This is a genomic window from Bacillus sp. HMA207 (assembly GCF_003402455.1).
In the GTDB taxonomy this organism is placed as follows: Bacteria; Bacillota; Bacilli; order Bacillales; family Bacillaceae_G; genus Bacillus_A; species Bacillus_A cereus.
Genome location: NZ_BEZT01000001.1, coordinates 2,776,947 through 2,798,067 on the forward strand (window position 1 = coordinate 2,776,947; position 21,121 = coordinate 2,798,067).

The following is a 21,121-nucleotide window of genomic DNA, read 5'->3' on the forward strand; positions in this document are numbered from 1 at the left end:
TATTTATACAAGCTTTATGATGCAATTCCTGTTTCACTATTTTCAGTAAGTTTTTCACTTTTTCTAAACAAAAATAAAGCTCCTATATATAGTAACGCAGTAAAACTACCTATAAGTATAAAATTGTGAGATACTGCAAATAACATTCCTGCTATTGCCGCACCAATCATTTGACCAATATACATAGAAGCATTTGCAAGCGCGGCTCCTGTTCCTCTTGCTGCACTAGATATGTTTTGTAAGTGCCTCATCATTAATACAAACAAAATTCCTGTCCAAAAAAACAAAGCAAAGAACGATAACTCCACCAATACAATGTTCTTTACATGTGGAAGTAATACATATAGCACTGCTGTAAATATAATTCCACCATAGAAAGAAAGGTTATAACCAATTTTATTTACGATTCTAGGACCAAAAATATTACCAGTTAAATTTCCTAACCCTAATACGAGCATAGCTGTACCTACTTCATGAACTTGTAAGCCAAATTGAATGGAAAGCCATACACCAAAAAATGAAAATGCAGCAAAATTTCCGGTTTGAAAAACAAAGTATGCAAAATAAGAAAGTGAAACCTTTGAATCTGTAAGTAATTGTTTATAACGCTGTAAAATCGCTTTTTTATTTCCACCTATATGAACCGACTGTATTTCTGGTAATACAACATAAATAAGAATGACAAGTAGTGCTGATAATATACCAATGAAATAGAATGGGATTGTATAATGTATCGTTGCTAAATAAGCTCCCAGTGGCAGCCCTAAAATTTGAGAGATTGATAACCCTGCTGTTGCAACCCCAATTGCTTTCACAATTTGCTTCTTCTCTATAAGGAGCGGAATAGATGCCCACACTTGTGGAGATACAAAAGCTGCACTTACACCTGCTAAAAATCTAAATGTTAGCATCCATAAAAAACTCGGTGCAATTCCACACAAAAACGTACTTATTGCAAAAAAACTCATACCTAGTACCATCACTTTTTTTCTGTTTAATCCATCTGATATAGGACCAGCAATAAGCGCAAATCCAGCATACCCTAAAGCATACGAACTCACCATCCATCCTGACAACTCGGTTGAAACATGATACACCTGTTGTAATGTCGGCAACAGTGGTGAAATTAAGAAAGTGTCTGTACCGATCATAAACATTATCGTGAAAAATACAGCTAGTACTCTATTCATTTAGACCTTCTCCTTATATAAACAGAGGGTACTATCCCTCTGTTTCACTAATCTTCTAAAATAGATTGGATTTCTTTCATGACTCTTTCATTCAATGAAACGTCTACCGCTTTCACACTTTCTCTTATTTGCTCTGCCCGCTTTCCACCAGGTATAACTGTATCAATTCCTTCTTTATTTAATAACCATGCTAACGCTAAATGAGACACTTCAATATCATTTTCTTTAGCTAGTCCTTTTAACTTTTCCACTTTCTTAAAATTACTCTTATATGTATTTTCTTCAAATAGATTTACATTTTGGCGCCAATCGACTTCGTTCAATTTAAAATCTTCTGTATATTTTCCACCTAATATCCCAAAAGCAAGAGGACCATATGGAATAAATGAAATACCCGCTTCTATACAATACGGCAACAGTTCTTCCTCTGCCGTACGTTCTAACACATTGTACGGAGATTGCACAACATCTATATGACCATTTTGGTTCGCTTCTTTTAATTGTTCTATGTTTACGTTCGATATTCCAATTGAACGAATTTTCCCTTCTTCTTTTAAACGAGTAAGCTCTCCGATTGAATCTATGTAACTTGTTTCAGGATTTGTAAAATGTAAATAATATAAATCAATATAATCAGTCTGTAATCTACTTAAGCTATTCTCCACAGCATTTCTTAAATAACTTGGTTCATTGTTAATATAAGTTTCTCCATTTAACAACGGTTGAATTCCACCTTTTGTAGCAAGTATAAACTCATGACGTTTTCCCTTTAATACTTCTCCTACTAATTCCTCTGATCTACCGAAACCATATGAATCTGCTGTATCAAAAAATGTAATCCCTTGCTGAATAGCTTCTTCTACTAATTGCTTTCCCTCTTCTTCATTCACATCAGCATATAAATTATGTCCCCCTACTGCATTTGTACCTAAACCCAACTTTGAAATATTTAGTCCTGCCTTTTGCAATTTTGTATACTTCATTTTTTCTCCCCCTATATTTCTATTGTTCGAATATATTCGAACAATAGAAATATATCACTTTATATGTTATAGTGCAAATATCTTAACTTATACAAGTAGGTGAAATATGCGTACACTCTATCATCCAAATCGAGAAGAAATTCAATTTTCTTCTGTCTTATATGCACTTAGCGATCAAATCCGTTTACAAATTGTAAATATGTTACTAGAGAAAAATGAACAATCTTGTGGTGCTTTAAACATTCCTATTGCGAAATCAACTTTATCTCACCATTTCAAAGTTTTACGTGAGTCAGGTGTTATGTACACACGCCTTGAAGGAACACAACGTTTCATTTCAATTCGTGAAGAAGATTTAAATGCTAGATTCCCAGGTTTGTTACAAGTTGTATTACATGCGACAGAGCCATATTAAAAAACATCTCATATGAATATGAGATGTTTTTTAATATGGCTATTCTTTTAATAAATCTATTAATCCATTCCCTTCAGATGTACGTTCGTACCCTAAAGGTACAGTTCTTTTAATAAGTTGTGCATATACTTCCGGCTCTGATAACTTTCGACCGTATTCTTTCTCACACTGTTTAATGAGCAAGGCGAGCGCCCCAGCAATATGCGGCGTCGCCATGGAAGTTCCACTTAACACAGCATATTTCCCATCTGGATACGTAGATAATATTTCATCACCTGGCGCTACTAGATCAATTTCTTGATTTGAATTACTAAAACATGCAATCTTCCGCTCTAAATTAACAGCACCAACTTCAATTACCTCAGAGTAAGCACCTGGGAAATCTAATTCCTCTGTTTCATCATCGCAATCTCCATTATTTCCAGCAGCACATACAACGAGAACATCCTGCTTTACCGCATTTTGAATTGCTTCATGTAATTCTGGAACATCTTGCGGACCACCAAGTGACATTGAAATAATTCTCACTTTCTCTTGATTCGGCCCTCTCCAATTTACAGCATAATGAATTGCCTCAATAATTTGCTCGTAACTTCCAGAACCATCTCCCGCTAAAACTTTTAATACTAACATTTTAGCAAGCGGTGCAACTCCTAATACACCGACACCATTTTCAGTTGCTGCAATCGTCCCCGCGACATGAGTACCATGTCCGTTATTATCAAGATACACATTTGGATCAGCTTCATAATCTTTTGTGAAATTTCTTCCGCCGATAATACGATCTTTTAAATCTATATGATTAGTATCACACCCTGTATCTAATACGGCAACGACTACATCTTGCCCCTTCACACTCTTTTCCCATACTTGCGGAGCGTGAATCAGTTGTACACCTGGTGGAATTTCATTTACTTGTTCTACAACCTTATTTACGGTAAATGGAATCAATTGTATACCTTTTTGTTTATTCACTGTACTACTCATCGTAATCCCTCCTGAAAATGTATTATTTTCATTTCAGACCACTTTTGAATACGTGTAAATGTAACATTCGTTTTATTCTTTTTGTTTTCCTTCTTTTCAAATATTTCTCAACATCATTTACTAACTCTATACTACTTTTGTATTTCCCCTATGATTTATAGGAAATAACAGCCTGGGTCATTCAACTAATAACCAAAATAAAAGGACCAATTAATGGTCCTCTTACAGTCTTTTAAAAGAATGATATGTAATTTGAAAAATAATATAAATTAAGACTAAACCTCACTCTTGTTTAAAAACTTTTCTATTTCTTTTACTAAATATTCCGCTCCCTCTATCCCAACAGTAATATTTCCATTTGCTAATGATATGTTCTGCTCTGAAACATCACCTGTGATTTGGCAAGCATTGTAAGGTTGATATTTTTGTAAAATGATTTTATCTGCTTCTACAAAAATTTCAAGCGGTGATTTGATTTGTATTCCCAATACATCGCGTAATTCTTTAGGGATAACAATTCGTCCTAATTCGTCTACTTTTCGAATAACTCCTGTTGCTTTCATATTTCTCCCCCCTTTCTCTCTATTAATTTTTTTCACCTCGCTTTTTCCATTTTATCACTTTTTGGCAATACTTGCCTCTTTTTAGAAAATTTTGTACTCGAGTTAAAAAAACACATTTAATGCATACGTAATCTCTCTTTCAATTGTTTTACATAACGGGATCTTATAAGTAAGAAGTATACAACTTGAATACCTATGAAAATACTTAATACAACTGTATTTTCTTTAAACAATGAGTACTCAAACATTTGCCCTAACGCCGTTAAGGCTACTGCCCCATGTAATGTTGCAACACCAATTGGAACGAAGAATAAAAGCGCCAATCGAATTGTAACTACCTTCGATAATTCCCTGCTTGTCAATCCAACTTTTCGAATCATTTCGAACAAGCGAACATCATCCTCCAAATCGGAGAATAAACGGAAGTAAAGGAAACTTCCTGCGCAAACGAAAAATACTATACCAATAAAGAAACCTACAAATAAAATCGGTCCTGCAATTTGTAAACTTTGGTTTTGCTCGTACTCTTCCGCACTAAACGTTGAATATTCTTGATACGGTTTAATTTGATGCGTAAGCTCTTTACCAATTTCAATCTCATCTTTCGTTCTTTCAGTTTTATACATATAATCTTTTGTCTCTATAAATCCATCTTGTAATGAATCATATTGATCATTAGAGATTACATAAACATTTCCTCTTAATATTTTCCCCAATGAAGATGAAGTAACTTTTTTCACCTTTAAACTTTCATTCATATTAGGTAAAGTAATTTCTTTTCTTTCTTTCATCGCTGGCCCTGGTATATCAGCTGACAAAAATACAACCTCTTTATTTGCTACAGTATTAAATGGTTCTCCCGTTAACTTTGCATATTCCTTATAGTCTGATTCTTTTATAAAAGTGGCGCTTCTTAACGACTGTTCCTCCGTTTTCTTTGTCGAAATATTAGTTTTTGAAGCTGCTATATTATGTTTCTTTAATCCTTTGTCAATCATTTGTATATGTTGTGATTCGTTACTATTCCCTTGCTTAGAATGGTAATGAAAAGCAATTGGTCTCTCCATTATCCCTTTCGTCATGGATGCGAAGCCTACTAATGTCCCTATTGCGGAAAATGCTACAGTAGAAATAATGGTTACAATAAAGAACATTCTTGCGTTATCTCTCATACGATACGCTAAATCTGATAACGTAATAATATTAGTCTGTGTCCAATAGAAACGTTTACTTTTTTTACATAATCGAATAATAAAGACACTCAGCTGCTTGTACAAAAAATACGTCCCGATAATAACTACCGTTGTAACAGGAATCATCATAATAAATACCATTGCTCCATGTGATAGAAGAGCTCCTACATAGCCAGCACTAAGCAATACTACTGCTAATATTGAAGAAATGATTGATGCTTTCGGTTCCGGTTTCGCCTCTGCTGATCCTCTAAACAACTTCATAATCTTATTTTTACGAATCATTCCTGCACTAAACAATGATATGATCATAAATAAAATAAAAAACATAATACCCGTTACAACAATTGCTTTCATCGGTATGTAATAGGATAAGGAGATATCTAGTTTCAATATCATCGGAGCGACAAATAGTAATACCCCTGAAAATAACATACCTGAAAGAATACCAAAAATAATTGCCCCTATTCCAATCATAATATTTTCAAAAAAGATCAGACGCTTTAATTGATATTTCGTCATACCTAGCATCATTAAAATTCCTAGTTCACGCTTTCTCGTTTTTAAAAACATTCCCATCGAATATAAAATAAAGAAGAATGTAAATAAGTAAATAATAGACTGTGCAAAAGACATACTTACGAATACGTACTGACCTAATTCTCCTGCACTTAATGCCGGATGAAACGCAAAAAATGAATACACAAAAAAGGCCATAATTGCAAATGCACTACTCAAAAAATAGGCTGAGTATGTCCGTCTATTTCGGGTTACATTCCGATATGCTAGTTCTCTAATGTTCATATTACTTCTCCGCCCTTCTACTATCTATGTTTTTATATTAGTAAAGTGCGGAAATACCTTCCATCGATTCAAATGACAAAAACCTTACATTTTTGAAAGGTTTAAAAAAATTGCTTATACGTAGCACTTTATTTATAATGACTACATTCATATTCATACACACATCCTATTGTATATTCGTTAGTTTTGCGAAATAATAAAGGATAGAAGTATGTACCATTATACATATAAACTTATTTACCGCTTTAATATGAATAGGAGGAAAACATAATGACATTACAAGAACAGATTATGAAAGCATTACATGTTCAGCCTGTAATTGATCCAAAAGTTGAAATTCGTAAACGAGTTGATTTCCTAAAGGATTATGTAAAAAAAACAGGTGCAAAAGGATTTGTACTTGGTATTAGCGGCGGACAAGACTCTACATTAGCAGGACGCTTAGCACAACTTGCAGTTGAAGAAATTCGTAACGAAGGTGGTAATGCAACGTTTATCGCCGTGCGTCTTCCTTATAAAGTACAAAAAGATGAAGATGATGCACAATTAGCATTACAATTCATTCAAGCAGATCAATCTGTTGCATTTGATATTGCTTCAACTGTTGATGCTTTTTCAAATCAATATGAAAACTTATTGGGTGAATCATTAACAGATTTCAATAAAGGTAACGTGAAAGCACGTATCCGTATGGTTACTCAATATGCAATTGGTGGACAAAAAGGGCTACTTGTTATCGGAACAGATCACGCTGCAGAAGCTGTAACAGGGTTCTTTACAAAATTCGGAGATGGTGGTGCAGATTTATTACCATTAACGGGATTAACGAAGCGCCAAGGACGTGCATTATTACAAGAGTTAGGCGCAGACGAGCGACTGTACTTAAAAATGCCAACAGCTGATTTATTAGATGAAAAACCAGGTCAAGCTGATGAAACAGAGTTAGGTATTACTTATGATCAATTAGATGATTATTTAGAAGGTAAAGCAGTTCCAGCTGACGTTGCAGAGAAAATTGAAAAACGTTACACAGTGAGTGAGCATAAAAGACAAGTACCAGCGTCAATGTTTGATGATTGGTGGAAATAAATTAAACATAAAAAAGAAGCTAATCTTCATTTAGCTTCTTTTTTATATGTTAACGATATACCCCTACTCTTTTCTCCAATAAATCTTGCAGGCAATCTTCATGTTGTTTACAAAATAACGGTGGCATGTCGTCTAACGGGAAAAACTTCAAATCCAACGTTTCATCACCATCTACTTTTTTGTCACCTCCAACTATTGAGAATGAAAAGAACATCACAATTGACTGGGCCTTGTCTCCATTTGGATATGATTGAAAATATTTTGTATACACTCCAATAAGCTCATTTATTTCTACATCATACCCGGTTTCTTCTTTTATTTCCCGGATTGCAGTTTCCGCAGCTGATTCTCCTATCTCCATTGCACCACCTGGAAAGCCCCAAGCGTTAAAGTCTCCTCTTTTTTGCAGTAATACTTCTCCTTCTTTATTAAATACACAACCACCGGCAAAGTTTAAGAAAACATAATCATGTCCTACTTTTTCACGTAATTCTTTTATATAATTCGCCATTCTCATTCCCCTTTCATACCTCTTCTATCGCTATTTCTTATCTTTTTCAAACAATTCAATGATTCGATCTAGCTTCTGGTTCATATTAATCACGTGGTGTTTCTTTGCAGCACTGCTTTGTAATACTCTTCTAATAAACAAAGTAAATGATATGAAAAACAAAACGATAAGTCCGATTACTAAACAAGTATATATCAATGTAAAAATATCGCTTTCGAACAAGTTCATTCCACATTCACATCCTTATCCTTTTATTTTATCACATAATTCTTAATATTCAAAAGTAATCAATCAATAAATAAAAAAAGCACCTTTTACAGGTGCTTTTTCCCATTGCTTAATACGTAAATGTAATTGTCGCTAATGAATAACCCGCCAATGCACTATAAGGCGCTACTTGATAAGACACACGCTTTGCACCTTTTGGCCAATTTATTTCATTTAATACTTTCTTTATATCTTGCATCGTCCCATCCATGGACTGCTTATATCGCACTTCTACTTTTTCTGGTTTGGCTGCAAACTGTTGCTGCAACTTTTGCTTAAATTCATTATAATTTTCTGCTCCGTATTCTGCAGATAAGTATTGTAAATTTGTTTCTTTTAACATCTGCTCATATACGACAGTTTTTGAGCTACCAGCTTTTATTTTGTTTGTTAATTCACCAAAATAACTTGTAGTTGCTGCTGGATATTTACTACGATCCCAGTCGTGATCTTTACTTAACTGTTCGTCAGACATGTTAAAATATGAGTAAGTTACACGCCCTGCTTTATCTGGTACTGGATCATCAAATGTAGTATCTAGGTGATACCATTTGTTTTCAATGTTCACTAAATTCCACGCGTGAGCTTGTCCGTTTCCTGTGCCTGTTACAATATGGTTTTGAATACCTGCCTCTTTTAACAACTCATACGTTAATAATGTATATCCTTGGCAAACGGCAGAACGATTCGCTAATGCTTCATATGCTGTATACGCTTGATAAGACGTATCATAAGACACATGCTTAACAACGTAATCGTGAATAGCTTTTACTTTCTCATGCTCATCCATCCCTGGTTTTACAATTGATCCAACAATTGATTTCGCCTGAGCTTTTACATATTGAGTTTGTTCTTTTGATTCACGGTATTTTACTTGCAGTGTAAACGTATAGTCCCCTGGCATTCCTTTAATAGAATATCTAGTAGACGCTACATTATATTTTACATACTCATCAGCATCTACAATTTTATTAAACTCACCATACAATTGATCCATAATATTTCTAGCATTTCTATCTTTTGTTTTATATGTGATTGTAATATTTTCTTCTCGATTATCAATCTGTTTTTTTAATTCTTTTCTGAAATCATCTAATAACTTTACATCTGATTGTGCTGTCACTGTAGTCGGATTTGTAGCTGCATAAGATACAGATGACGCTTGCAAGCCTCCCATTACTATAGTTGAACAAAGTGCGGCAGCTGTCACATACTTACTTGTCTTTCCCATCTTGTCACTCCTTATATTCTATAACTATACGAAAAAGTATCGTATAGTTTCAGAGTATACAATACTTTTTCGTATAGGTCATATGAGATTATGCATATTAACTAATTCACATAAAAAGGTTGTTCTTTTTAAAAGAACAACCTTTTTTCATTAGCATGTTTGTAATACACAGCATGTATTTTCAAAACGTTGATTTTTCAAATCTTCATTACTAATACAGAAATATAGCATCCCTAGTTCTCCCCAAACCATATTACAATTTTTATGATCTGAATCAATTTGGAATAAAAGAGTCATTTGCTGCGGGTCTACCCCCATATATTCTCCTGTCTCATATAACACTTCTTCTTGTACAGAGAATGGCTCACCAAACATTTGATGGTTATCGTAGTTATCTGGAATTAGCTCTTCAAGTAATTGCAAGAAACGATCTGAATCAGCCTCATCTTCAATGAAAAGTTCTGGTAATTTGTATGTCAGTTCAAAAGTAATTGCACACTGGTTATATTTCGCTTGTATTTCATTTTCTCTTCGTAATTGCTCTACAGGAACATCATAATAAAGTACACGCCCAGCTTCTGTTAGATTCACATTTTCTTCAAAATAATTTTCAATGCAAAAGAAATACAGCATCCCCGTCTTAGGAAGATTGTGATTCATACCAACGTTTTGTAAATCACTTAAGTTAAATTGCGCGATAAATTGTAGTGGATTTCCTTTATGCTTTGGATATTCAAATAAAGCTGGTAGATCAGGAACTCCTCCCATTTTCGAACTACCTATCGCAACAGTTCCCTGCTGCTTTGGCACAACTTTTATACAAGGAAATACAGTATTAATAAGTTCTTCTTTCAAGTGTGTTAGTTCATATTTATCAATTAATACTTCAATTTTTTTATTCATAAATTCTCCTTACATTTACATACTTATTTATATCATAGTACAAAGATTATACTTCATTCTTTACAAAATCAACAAGCCTCCCAAAAACGGGCTTATCCTTCGTACGCGAACAAGTTTAAAAAAGCATACTATACATTGTTCCTACAAACACGATAGTTCTTTAGTTCTTCCAGTACATTTTCCCCTCGTTCATTTTTATTTTTAATATAAGGAGGAATTCCACATGGGTTACGGATATAGTTGCGGCGGTTACGGCGGTAGCTGTGGTGGTTGTGGTTACGGAGGTTTCGCTTTATTAATCGTTTTATTCATCCTTCTAATCATCATCGGAGCTAGCTGTTGGGGCGGCTTTGTAGGCTGCTAGTAAACTTAAAAACCATTGTAAAAAAGCACGTACAATACGTGCTTTTTTGCCATTTCCAAATCTTTTATTTGAAAGGAAGTATGTTTAATGAAGATCGATGGTGTTTTTGAAGGAGGCGGTGTACGCGGTATTGCACATGTTGGAGCAATTTGCGCATTAGCCGAAAAAGGTTATGAATGGGAACGTGTAGCTGGAACATCAGCTGGTGCAATTATCGCGGCACTTGTAGCGGCAGGATATTCTTGTTCAGAGCTAAAAACGATTATAACTGATATCGATTATAACAAATTTACGAAGAAAACCTTTATTGACAAAATCCCCTTTATCGGAAAAGGACTAAGTGCATGGACTACTCTAGGTATATACTCTAATGTATTTATAGAAGAATGGATTGAAGAATTACTTCGAAAAAAAGGTGTTCATTTATTTACTGATTTACCGGATCTAAACAAACTCAAAATCATCGCTTCTGATATTAGTAATGGTAAAATGGTTGTCTTTCCTGACGACTTACCAAACTACGGATTTTTAAATTATCGCTTCTCTATCGCTAAAGCGGTAAGAATGAGTAGTACAATCCCCTTCTTCTTTGAACCCGTAAAATGGAGAACTCCAAAATGGAAGCAGCCTTGTTATATGGTTGATGGAGGAATTCTAAGTAATTATCCAATTTGGATCTTCGATTCACCTACCACTCCTCGCTGGCCGACTTTCGGATTTCATTTTGTAAAAGATGAGATTCAAGCTGATCCTGCTCACTATAACGAGCCTATTTCCATGTTCAAAGGACTATTTAAAACAATGATGCAAGCTCATGATTTACGTCATTTAGATAAGGAATCAAAAGCAAGAACGATTACAATTCCAACAGGAACGATTACAAGTACTAATTTTGAACTGACAAAGGAAGAAAAAGAATGGCTTTACAATTCTGGTTATAACTCTGCTAATAAATTTTTACAAGCTTGGAACTTTAGGCAATATATCGATGAATATAGAAAAGGAAATCAAGACCGAAAGACAAATCGATTTTTTCGTCAACTTGACTCATAATATTATTACTTTGCGTATAAATACGAGAACGTTTAACAACTTAATAATAAATAAGTCTAGTAATTTCTTATATTACTAGACTTATTTATTATTATATAATCTCGTACATTGTTTAAGGATACGTTAACCCTTCGGCTTCCTCTGCAGTAATAACTATGTAACGATTTCCCGTTCTTAATCCTAACAGTTCTGCTTTTTCAATCGCTTCTTGCTTCGTCTCCGCATAAGCAGCTAAATATTTTTCTCCATTGATCATTTGGCAAATTACATATTGTTTCATTACTTTCTCCTCTTACTTTTTCATTAGTTGTGCAAGTTTTTTTATACCTATTTCAATTTCTTCTAACGTTGCGTATGAATACGATAGGCGCAAAAATTGATTTGCACTTCTATCATATAAAGTACCTGGGTTTAATAAAACCTTTTCTTGCAGAGCTTTATCAAATAAACTGCGATATGAAATGGTTACTTTTATATGTACCCATATATAAAATCCCCCTGTTGGTTCATGCCAAGTTGCTATTTCACGAAGATATTTATCTAACATTAGTAACATAAAATCTCTTCGTTTTTTCAATTCACTTCTTACAAAGCGCAAATGCTCATCATATAGACCATTTGTAAACCACTCTGCTGCAATTTGCTGGGATATAGTGCTTGAACCATAATCTGTTTGCATTTTTATGTCTGACAATCTTTGAATTACTGGCTCAGGTCCAACAATCCATCCAATTCTTAACCCTGGACTAATTACTTTGGACATGCTTCCAATATGTAGTACGATTCCGTTTTTATCATAGGCTTTTAAAGGTTTCGAACAAGGTGCATCAAACCATAAGTCTTGATACACTGCGTCCTCTATAATAGGTAATCCAATTTCATTACATATTTCCATCACTTCTATTCGTCTCTTCGCATTCATACTAAAGTTCGTTGGATTATGAAAAGACGGGATTGTATATAAAATAGATGCATTAAATTGCTTCTTATATTTTGTAATATATGATGTATTTAAACCGTTCTCATCCATTGGTATTCCAATGAAACGCATTCCTGCGGATTGAAAAACATTAAGCGAATATAAATAGGATGGTTTTTCTAATAAGATGGATGCCCCTTTTGGAAGAAGCCCCATAGAGATAAGTTGCAGCGCTTGAATTGCTCCTGAAACAATTAATATAGAGTCCGGAGATACACATATACCATGCCCCTTTAAGTATTCGGAAATCTTTTCCCTTAAATAAAAATTTCCTTTCGGCTCTTCATACCCAAGCGTCACATTTGACTTTAAAAGCTTATTCATAATTTCTTTCATCTTTTTCTCAGGTAAGAGACTCGGCGCGAGCTCACCTGTTCCTAATCGAATTACATGTGGATAAAATTCAGCTTGATTAATCTCCTGAATAGCTGGGAGATTCGGATAATGAAGTCCTGTTTCTACATAAGACTGCCAATTAGGCGGAGGTGCGTAAGTTGAAGCATTCTCATTATTATTTACAACAATTGTTCCTTTCCTGCCATTCCCTTCTATGTATCCCTTTGCAACTAGTTCATCGAAAGCCATTACAATTGTGCTTCGATTCACACCAAATGTATGTGCCAAATCTCTTTGTGAAGGTAATTTCGTTCCAACGGTCCATTCTCCATTAACGATCCTTTCTTTTATATACGTTTCTATTTGTTTATACAGAGGAGTCGCTAGAGACATATTCGGTTTCCAAACGAATCTTTCCATTATATCACCTTATATTCTTTTTGGTTGGTAACCTCCCCAACCATATGGATGGATACAAATTTTCATTTCTTCTATACAATATACACTATCATAATGAATTAAAATAGGAGGTAATATGATGAGTGAAGCAATTATTCATGGTATCATTCTTGCATTTGGACTTATCATTCCATTAGGTGTACAAAATGTTTTTGTCTTTAACCAAGGTGCGAGCCAACCAAACATTTGGAGGGCAGCCCCTGTAGTATTAACTGCCTCTATATGTGATACGTTACTCATATTGATTGCAGTGCAAGGTGTCTCCCTTGTACTCCTTACTTTTTCTTGGCTAACTAACTCGTTATATATAATTGGATTTTTCTTTCTCCTATACATGGGCTTTGTTATTTGGAGAAGTAACCCTTCCAACGATGTAAAACAACAAAAAAGTATGCCCTTAAAAAAGCAAATCCTTTTCGCAGCATCCGTTTCGTTATTAAATCCACATGCTATTTTAGACACAATCGGTGTAATTGGAACAAATTCTATTCAATACATAGGAAGTGAAAAATGGGCTTTCACACTTGCAACTATTATCGTTTCTTGGATTTGGTTTATAAGCTTAGCGTTAGCGGGGAAATTTCTAAAAAGACTAGACTCAACCGGAAAGACAATTTTATTATTAAATAAATTTTCTGGTCTCATCATATGGGGTGTCGCGCTTTATATGTTAAAACAAGTTATTTATTCTTAATGAACGAAAGAGAATTGCATGTTACTCAAAACATCATGCAATTCTCTTACAAATTATGAAGTAGGCTCTGGTTTCTGTTTTACCGTCTTTGCATCCTTTGCTGGTTTAATCCAAATGATTGCTATGACAGCACCAATGGCAGCGAAAATACTTGTCAAATAAAACACTTCATGGTCCGCCCCTTTCATGAAAAAAGAATATAAAGGTGGTCCAGCTGCTACACCGATAAATCGCATTGAACTGTAAAATGACGTAACTGTTCCCCTTTGCTCCTTTTCAATTCCTTGTGTAATGAGGGCATCTAAACATGGGAGTGCCATACCAATCCCTATCCCCATAATAACGAGACAAAGAAGTAGTAAATAAATCCCTTTTATAAATAAAGGAATGATGACTGATGCAGCTGCCATTAAAAAACCAATATAGATACACTTCTTCATAACATTTTGATTATCTCCAATTTTTTTACCGGCCATATATGAACTAAGTGACAGTACAAGTAACGGGATAGCAAGCACACACCCTTTCCATATACCATGAATGTCATACTTTGATTCCAGTATAGTCGACAAATAAAAGAGAATTCCGAATAAAATAAGCATAATAATTGCACCTAATGCAAAAATGGCAATTAACCATCTTCCTTTTTCTCGAAACGTAGACAGAATAGATTTTATAAACTCTTTAAGTGGTGGTACTTCTCCTTCTTGTTTCTTTGCCTTTACTAGAACAAGTAATAAAACAATTGATACTACGCATAAAATTGGAATCGCCCAAAATGGTAAGAACCATACAACGGCAGCAAGAGCAGACCCTAAAATAGGGCTCAGCACTTTCCCAAATGTATTGGATGTTTCTATGATTCCTAAACCTGTACTAACTTGTTTTTCGTCTTTGTATAAATCACCAACACACGGTATAACAACTGGCATTGCACCAGCAGCACCAATACCTTGAATCGCTCTACCAATCAATATCCAATTGTAGGGATTATCAACTTTCCAAGATACCCAACCAGTTATCGCTCCTCCTATAGCTGCAATCAGCAAACTCGGAACCATTACCATCTTTCGTCCCCATCTATCTGATAAATAACCAGCAATCGGTATAAGTAGAATGGCTACGATAGAGTAAATTGTAATAATCATGGATACTTGAAACGATGAAATATGTAATTTCTTTTCAATAGTCGGCAGAATTGGGATGAGCATTGAATTCCCTAATGTCATAACAAGTGGAACTGATGCAAGCGCAATTAAACAACAGTTTTCTTTTTTTAACATGTTGGCTTCGAAACCTTTCATCATATATTTCTTACCATATAATAGCCCCGCTGGAACGTAACTTTTCATTCCACCAGGGCTATTACATCTTTACTACTTCCCATTCACAACAAAAGAAATTGGGGAAATTATAGTATTATTCCTATTCTTTGAATCCAGTTCACAATATATCCATACCAATTAATTGAAAAAAAAAGAAAGGAAGAATCCTTCCTTTCTCCTATAACCTTCTACAATTAGCGAGTATATCCGCCACCAAGTTGTTGTTCTGCCATCGCTACAAGGCGTTTTGTAATTTCACCGCCTACAGAACCGTTTGCACGTGAAGAAGTATCAGCGCCAAGTTGTACACCAAACTCTTGTGCAATTTCATATTTCATTTGATCTAAAGCTGCTTGTGCTCCATGTGATGCTAATTGATTAGAATTACGATTTCTAGCCATTACCAATCACCTCCTTATTTATATATAAATTGTGTTAAATTCAAATTAAAATACATGGAAATTTTTGGTTATTTTTTACCATAAAAAAAGAGCCTCTAAAACGAGACTCTCACATCATTTCACATTACGAAGTTACTACTTCTAATTTTCTATTTATTAATACTTTCATTTCTTCTTTTAATATCTCTTTTGCATTATGTCCAAACCATTCTAAGGAAGCAAAAAGATCCGTACCTCTCACTTCCTGAATAATCTCATCATAATTTACAATACCTTCAAATAACGGAACCATACCAATACGACTTCCTGCTGCAGCATATACATTGTTAGGTTCAAACACATGCAAATAATCCGCTGAAGATATATTCTTAAAATGGTAATGTAGTGTCCACGGCTTTAATCGATGGAAACTGTCTATTGGATCTGCGCCAGACTCCCATATATGAAGAAAATCAAGATTTATTTTTAAATTCGGATGATTTACTTCTTCTAATAGTTCTATAGTAGAAGGCAATGTGTCCGTTAGTGTATTGGGATGTGTTTCTAACAGCACATACATATTGTGCTGAGCAAACACATCACAAATCTTACGTATTCGCTTCACATACTCTTTTCTCTCTTGTTCCGAGAAGTCCTTGCTCCCTTTTTGCCCAGCAAACGTGCGAATTTTATTCGTATTAAACCAATTAGCTAGTACTACAAGTTGTTCACTTTTCTCTATCGTTTTTTCAAAATCTGCTGATAATGATATATCTAAGTAATCACTTATCATCGTAATTTCTAAGTTTTTATCCTTTAGAAAAGTCAATTCTCGTTCTGTCGTTTCGCGTTCTTGTATATACAAATTTTGTGCATGTGTCCCCCACAATTCAATTCCTTCAAAACCGTTTTCATATGCAAATTGAACAATATCAGTAAATGAAATTAATTGATGACGAAATGAAATGGTACATAGCGAATATTTCATAGCATTAAACTCCCCTATCTTAAATTCAGTTAGCTTATTAAAGAGTTGCGACAGATTGATTTGTTTTCATACCTTTCCATGATAGAAACTGTCTCTCTAATTCCTTCTTAATCTGCAGTTCAATTGCATTCATTTCATCCAGTTTTTCAATAATTGATACTAGCATACCTTTATTATTCGTCATTGCCATTTTAATTGCACGATACTGTACATTTGTAAATCCTTGTACAATATCCTCTACCCGATCACACCAATAATCAAATTCTTGCTCCGAATATTGCAACGTTTCACGGAAGTATGCAAAGGCATGCTCATAACTATATTTACGAATTGCAAGTACTGGTATTTGTTTTACTGCTGCTACAAGTCCAGAAAGCGCATATCCTTCTTCCTCATTTGCCATTTTTACAATTAATTTTTTCAGTTCCATAGTCAGTTCATTGTCGTTCTTTTTGAATGTTTCTGTGAAATAACTAGCTACTATTTCTTGCGTTGGCTCCCCAATTCCTTCTATATCAATGAAATACCCTCCACCAAATGGGTTATCTTGAATAGAGTGAAGTACTTTTTCTCTTTCCATATTTCCTTCCCAACGAAAATCTGGATCTAGCATGAACCACTCTTCTTCTTTCTCTGTTTTTGATATCATTAAATAATGTGGAAACGGTTTTTGATGAAATTTATTTTCCCTCTCTGGTAATAGAGACATATCAACCATTACAATGACATAACGATTTTCCGGCTTGTTTTCTACTAATTCTAAAAACGTTTCTACATTGCTATCTTTATCTTTTGCATGATCATACCATTCGTTTACTTTAATACCGTACAATTTTTCAAACCAAAGTAAATAATGATCATGGTTAATGTTTTCAGAGTGATATGAAATAATTCCGCCTTCTGTTATATCAAAATCTCCATCCCATAGTCCAAAATAAAATGGACGAAAATCAATGTCGCTACGCCTTTTTATAATTTCACAAAAACAACTCACTAAACAGTGCACTTTAATTGAAGTCATACTCTCATCCACTTTCCTAAAGGTTAGTTATTCACATTTACTTCCTGTAACGGCTCTAACTCCTCCATAAAATCAAGCAAAGATCCTACAGTAAGAAATGCCTTTGGATCTACCTCATCCTCTGGAACGCATAGCTTTACATCCATTTCTATGTATACAATAAGCTGTAACATCATTACCGAATCTATATATAAATCTTGATTTAAGCGCATCGTTTCTTCTAAATGCGTTACATTTTTCAGTTCCATTTTTTCTATCATAATTTTTAACACGGCATTCTTTAACGCTTCCCGTCTCATGTTGTAACCTCTCCCATCTCTAGTAACTTTCTACTTACTTTTCCAGTTTTATTTTTAGGAATTTCATTTACACTTTCAATTTCATACGGAACTTTATAAGAAGGTAAGTGCTGAATACACCATTCTCTTATTTTCACTGGATCAACATGAGAGATCACTTTCGCTTTAACTATTTCGCCCATCACAGGATGTTTCCCTCGATATACAATTGCCTCTTGCACACCTTCCAATCGAAGCATCGTTTCTTCTACCTCTATAGGAAAGACTTTTAATCCTGAAACATTAATTACATCGTCCATACGCCCCATAAAATGAATGCCACGCTCAGATTTATAACCTAAATCTTTCGTGAAAATTTCCTTATCATTCATTTTCACGACAATTTCTTCCGGTGCATTTTCATCTGAACCTATGCTAATACTTGCATGAGGTAGAGGGTTTCCTAAATCTAAATGGCTTTTCATATCATGACATATACTAATACAACCTGCTTCAGAACAACCGTATTGCTGCATCATATATGTTGTCATTTCTTTTAGTTTATAAAATAGTGCTTCTGGCAAAGGCGATCCTGATGTCATAATTTTATGAAACTGGAACGTTCCTAATGGAAAACTCCCCATAATGTGTAACATAAGTGGTACTGCATATATGATATGTTTTTCTGTATTGCGAACTATATTTAATGCGAATTTAGGATTTTTGTTCGTAATGATTACAGGTTTGCTCCCCCTCGTAATTGCTGATAACGTACCACATATTAGTCCGTATGAATGTGAAACAGGAGCCATAACGATTGGCACTTCATCTACTTCACAGTTTAAAGCTTCATTATAGGCAGTAATTTCTGTATCAACTTCCGTCCATGCTCTACGAATCAGTTTCGGTTCTCCCGTAGTTCCCGAACTATATTGCAATAAAGAAGGCTCTTCTAGTAAAAAGTTCCCTACTTCTAATTTTGTAAAATCGCCATATTCTCCATATAAAACTCCTACACAATTTGCACGCTTTGCCATTTCAATAACCGTTTCTTTTGGCGTATCTTCATGTATAAGTAATACTGATGATTTCTTTTCTTTTAAGAAAAACACAAGCGTAATAATATCGAATGGATCTTTCAGACAAAGTGCAAATCTATTTCCTTCTGCTTCTTGAAATTGTTCCAATTCCTCATAAACTTGTAATCTCAAATTAAAATCACTTTTGCTATACTCTTGTTTATTAACGATTAGCATAATTTCCCCCTGTAACAATTGATTTTTGTTTCATAAGTTTTCTTACTCTATACAATGGATTTGGAACTTCATGAACAAGCGATTCCACATCCATATATAATCGACGTTTCGTTAATTGTTCAGCATAGAATGTAGGTGCATATAATTGAATATTTTTAAATCTACCTTTCAAATGTGGATATATTCTTAAATGATCTTCAATTTCTTCAACAACCATCATCCAAAAATGTTCTTCTTTCAATCCATATTCATCCGCAAGTACGAATGCTAATTCTCCTAAATTAAACAGGAATAGTGCATCTAACACCATCTCTTGCAAACATTCAATGCCATCCATTTCAAAGAAATCATTCATTTTTCCATTCGCATATGTTTTATGCATTTTAGTAAAGTCGGGACATTTGTCAACTTCTTTCAAATATGGACGATAAAACTCAAGCCCTTCATGAAAATCCTTTAACGCAATACGAACAGGCACCCCTTCTTTATGGACTAGAATCATATTTTGTCCATGTGATTCCAGTGCGATGCCATGCTCTACAACAAGATGTATAACTGGTATTATCGCTTTTTGAATAAGTAATTGTAGCCAATCCTTCATTCCATATTTATTCAACCACGCATCAATAATTGGTGTACCATCTTTCTCTTTAGCGTATAAACCATTAAAAGGAATTGCATCCTCTTGTGCATCTAAATACTTATGAACGCTTTCGCGCCAAATACATCCTAATGAACCATATATAGCTTTCTTATTCGTGTCATACGTTACACTTGAAAACTCACTTAACAAGATTAAACGTGCTTCATCCATTAAATAGGCGTCATTACTTACAACATCATTTAACCAATTTGATATTACTGGTGCACTCACAACAGAGTATGGTTTCAGCGTACGAAGTGTTGAAGTGTTGAGTAAATTCATCGATAATTTAACGTACGGTTTCTTTGGACTCGTAATATTTCTTAACGTTCTCATTGACTGTTGCGCGCAATAATCGTCCTCTGATGTTCCTAAATAAATAATAAATTTACCCTGTATATGATCCGCATAATTTGAAATGATGAAATTCTCCCACTGCCATGGGTGAACAGGTATAAACACGTACTGTTTTGGATTACATCCCTTATTACGAATTCGTTCCATAAACTCTTCTAATTTACGATCGCCAATCTCCTCTTTTAAAAGGTTGTTATACATCACTTCATTCTCATAACCTACAGTCGCATAATTCTTATGTGCTGCAATCCATATGAGTTTTATTGGCTGCATAAATTCATAACCATATTGAAAATTGTCACGATATTGAAATCCAACACGTGCTTTATAACTAGGATGGTATGGATGGCCATCTATTAATTGGCTTTCAAACTCATCGTAAGATTTTTGAGTATATTCTCTCTTATTATTTCTTTCATATTGTGCAATCGTATCTTTAAATATTGTTTGTTCTAATTCGTGCATAAAAGAATCTAATTTAGCTTGTTCTACACTAGTAACCCGAAAAACTTCTTCTAGAAATTGCGAGACAGACTGTATTTCTTGCTGTTCATCTTGAACTCTTACTATTAATGAGTCTAACGAAATACGTCCAAATGTCATCCGTTCCCTGCCATAGCATTTGTACGTGACACTTTTGTCTTCTTCATCAAGTCCTTGTATTAGAAAAAGAAGTTGTTCTTCTTTTTCTATGCGAACCGGTGTAATAATCCCCTCATAAATTAACGATTCTACTAATTGACGTAGCACTCTTCTTCGTACTGAAATGTAATCTTCTGATTCGAGCGCCTTCAATACTTTCGTATGATACATGTCCACTCTCATAAAACCCTCCACCTTATGACAAAATAC

General features: G+C 34.4%; 23 protein-coding genes. 5 read left to right on the top strand and 18 right to left on the bottom strand.

The window, feature by feature from the left end:
• Positions 1–14: 14 nt before the first annotated feature.
• Positions 15–1,190, bottom strand: coding sequence for an MFS transporter (locus HMAS_RS14415; RefSeq protein WP_116344890.1), 1,176 nt, complete (start codon positions 1,188–1,190; stop codon positions 15–17).
• A gap of 47 nt (positions 1,191–1,237) precedes the next feature.
• Complete coding sequence (locus tag HMAS_RS14420) at positions 1,238–2,173, bottom strand: aldo/keto reductase (protein WP_116344891.1); 936 nt, start codon at positions 2,171–2,173, stop codon at positions 1,238–1,240.
• Between the two features lie 106 nt (positions 2,174–2,279).
• Between HMAS_RS14420 and HMAS_RS14425 the strand changes: the two genes are divergently transcribed.
• Positions 2,280–2,588, top strand: a complete 309-nt coding sequence (locus HMAS_RS14425) for an ArsR/SmtB family transcription factor (protein WP_001259903.1) — start codon at positions 2,280–2,282, stop codon at positions 2,586–2,588.
• A 39-nt stretch (positions 2,589–2,627) separates the two neighbouring features.
• Here the strand turns inward: HMAS_RS14425 and HMAS_RS14430 are convergent, their stop codons facing one another.
• The 3 genes from HMAS_RS14430 to HMAS_RS14440 all read right to left on the bottom strand — a co-directional run bounded on the left by HMAS_RS14430 (position 2,628) and on the right by HMAS_RS14440 (position 6,135).
• The gene (locus HMAS_RS14430; RefSeq protein WP_116344892.1) at positions 2,628–3,575 is read right to left on the bottom strand and encodes a serine protease; all 948 of its coding nucleotides are present in this window, start codon (positions 3,573–3,575) and stop codon (positions 2,628–2,630) included.
• A 275-nt stretch (positions 3,576–3,850) separates the two neighbouring features.
• Positions 3,851–4,138 carry an AbrB/MazE/SpoVT family DNA-binding domain-containing protein gene (locus HMAS_RS14435; RefSeq protein WP_000648324.1) on the bottom strand — a complete coding sequence of 96 codons (288 nt, stop codon included), beginning with the start codon at positions 4,136–4,138 and terminating at the stop codon, positions 3,851–3,853.
• A gap of 116 nt (positions 4,139–4,254) precedes the next feature.
• Positions 4,255–6,135, bottom strand: a complete 1,881-nt coding sequence (locus HMAS_RS14440; protein ID WP_078439156.1) for an FtsX-like permease family protein — start codon at positions 6,133–6,135, stop codon at positions 4,255–4,257.
• Between the two features lie 270 nt (positions 6,136–6,405).
• Here HMAS_RS14440 and nadE point away from each other — a divergent pair, with 270 nt between their 5' ends.
• Positions 6,406–7,224, top strand: a complete 819-nt coding sequence (gene nadE, locus HMAS_RS14445) for an ammonia-dependent NAD(+) synthetase (RefSeq protein ID WP_000174901.1) — start codon at positions 6,406–6,408, stop codon at positions 7,222–7,224.
• 49 nt (positions 7,225–7,273) lie between these two features.
• On the opposite strand, the gene HMAS_RS14450 is transcribed toward nadE, so the two are convergent.
• The 4 genes from HMAS_RS14450 to HMAS_RS14465 all read right to left on the bottom strand — a co-directional run bounded on the left by HMAS_RS14450 (position 7,274) and on the right by HMAS_RS14465 (position 10,136).
• Positions 7,274–7,735 carry an NUDIX hydrolase gene (locus HMAS_RS14450; protein ID WP_000024999.1) on the bottom strand — a complete coding sequence of 154 codons (462 nt, stop codon included), beginning with the start codon at positions 7,733–7,735 and terminating at the stop codon, positions 7,274–7,276.
• Between the two features lie 30 nt (positions 7,736–7,765).
• Positions 7,766–7,963: a DUF4083 domain-containing protein gene (locus HMAS_RS14455; RefSeq protein ID WP_116344893.1), complete on the bottom strand. Its 198-nt coding sequence runs from the start codon at positions 7,961–7,963 to the stop codon at positions 7,766–7,768.
• Positions 7,964–8,072: 109 nt separating this feature from the next.
• The gene (locus tag HMAS_RS14460; RefSeq protein ID WP_000520862.1) at positions 8,073–9,233 is read right to left on the bottom strand and encodes a transglutaminase domain-containing protein; all 1,161 of its coding nucleotides are present in this window, start codon (positions 9,231–9,233) and stop codon (positions 8,073–8,075) included.
• 150 nt (positions 9,234–9,383) lie between these two features.
• On the bottom strand, positions 9,384–10,136 hold the full coding sequence (locus tag HMAS_RS14465; RefSeq protein ID WP_001034846.1) for a YwqG family protein: 753 nt from the start codon (positions 10,134–10,136) through the stop codon (positions 9,384–9,386).
• Positions 10,137–10,359: 223 nt separating this feature from the next.
• Here HMAS_RS14465 and HMAS_RS14470 point away from each other — a divergent pair, with 223 nt between their 5' ends.
• Positions 10,360–10,500: a YjcZ family sporulation protein gene (locus HMAS_RS14470; protein WP_000540423.1), complete on the top strand. Its 141-nt coding sequence runs from the start codon at positions 10,360–10,362 to the stop codon at positions 10,498–10,500.
• Positions 10,501–10,587: 87 nt separating this feature from the next.
• Positions 10,588–11,553: a patatin-like phospholipase family protein gene (locus HMAS_RS14475; RefSeq protein WP_000686794.1), complete on the top strand. Its 966-nt coding sequence runs from the start codon at positions 10,588–10,590 to the stop codon at positions 11,551–11,553.
• Positions 11,554–11,665: 112 nt separating this feature from the next.
• Here HMAS_RS14475 and HMAS_RS14480 read toward each other — a convergent pair whose 3' ends face one another.
• Entirely contained in the window at positions 11,666–11,833 is a 168-nt protein-coding gene (locus tag HMAS_RS14480) for a DUF3933 family protein (RefSeq protein ID WP_000816389.1), read from the bottom strand.
• A 12-nt stretch (positions 11,834–11,845) separates the two neighbouring features.
• The gene (locus HMAS_RS14485) at positions 11,846–13,288 is read right to left on the bottom strand and encodes a PLP-dependent aminotransferase family protein (protein ID WP_000439414.1); all 1,443 of its coding nucleotides are present in this window, start codon (positions 13,286–13,288) and stop codon (positions 11,846–11,848) included.
• 118 nt (positions 13,289–13,406) lie between these two features.
• Between HMAS_RS14485 and HMAS_RS14490 the strand changes: the two genes are divergently transcribed.
• On the top strand, positions 13,407–14,021 hold the full coding sequence (locus HMAS_RS14490; RefSeq protein WP_116344894.1) for a LysE/ArgO family amino acid transporter: 615 nt from the start codon (positions 13,407–13,409) through the stop codon (positions 14,019–14,021).
• A 53-nt stretch (positions 14,022–14,074) separates the two neighbouring features.
• Here HMAS_RS14490 and HMAS_RS14495 read toward each other — a convergent pair whose 3' ends face one another.
• From HMAS_RS14495 to HMAS_RS14525, 7 genes are all read right to left on the bottom strand, one after another.
• The gene (locus HMAS_RS14495; RefSeq protein ID WP_113303231.1) at positions 14,075–15,304 is read right to left on the bottom strand and encodes an MFS transporter; all 1,230 of its coding nucleotides are present in this window, start codon (positions 15,302–15,304) and stop codon (positions 14,075–14,077) included.
• Between the two features lie 236 nt (positions 15,305–15,540).
• On the bottom strand, positions 15,541–15,747 hold the full coding sequence (locus tag HMAS_RS14500) for an alpha/beta-type small acid-soluble spore protein (protein ID WP_000113545.1): 207 nt from the start codon (positions 15,745–15,747) through the stop codon (positions 15,541–15,543).
• 124 nt (positions 15,748–15,871) lie between these two features.
• A complete protein-coding gene (locus HMAS_RS14505) occupies positions 15,872–16,714 on the bottom strand; it encodes a sugar phosphate isomerase/epimerase family protein (protein WP_000877670.1) in 843 nt (280 codons plus the stop codon).
• A gap of 37 nt (positions 16,715–16,751) precedes the next feature.
• Positions 16,752–17,735, bottom strand: coding sequence for a DUF6005 family protein (locus HMAS_RS14510; protein ID WP_000200702.1), 984 nt, complete (start codon positions 17,733–17,735; stop codon positions 16,752–16,754).
• Between the two features lie 23 nt (positions 17,736–17,758).
• Entirely contained in the window at positions 17,759–18,034 is a 276-nt protein-coding gene (gene asbD, locus HMAS_RS14515) for a petrobactin biosynthesis protein AsbD (RefSeq protein ID WP_001250560.1), read from the bottom strand.
• Positions 18,031–19,269, bottom strand: a complete 1,239-nt coding sequence (locus tag HMAS_RS14520; protein WP_000909583.1) for an AMP-binding protein — start codon at positions 19,267–19,269, stop codon at positions 18,031–18,033. The genes asbD and HMAS_RS14520 overlap by 4 nt, the downstream gene beginning before the upstream one ends.
• Positions 19,256–21,094: an IucA/IucC family protein gene (locus HMAS_RS14525; protein WP_001261828.1), complete on the bottom strand. Its 1,839-nt coding sequence runs from the start codon at positions 21,092–21,094 to the stop codon at positions 19,256–19,258. The genes HMAS_RS14520 and HMAS_RS14525 overlap by 14 nt, the downstream gene beginning before the upstream one ends.
• Positions 21,095–21,121: the final 27 nt, after the last annotated feature.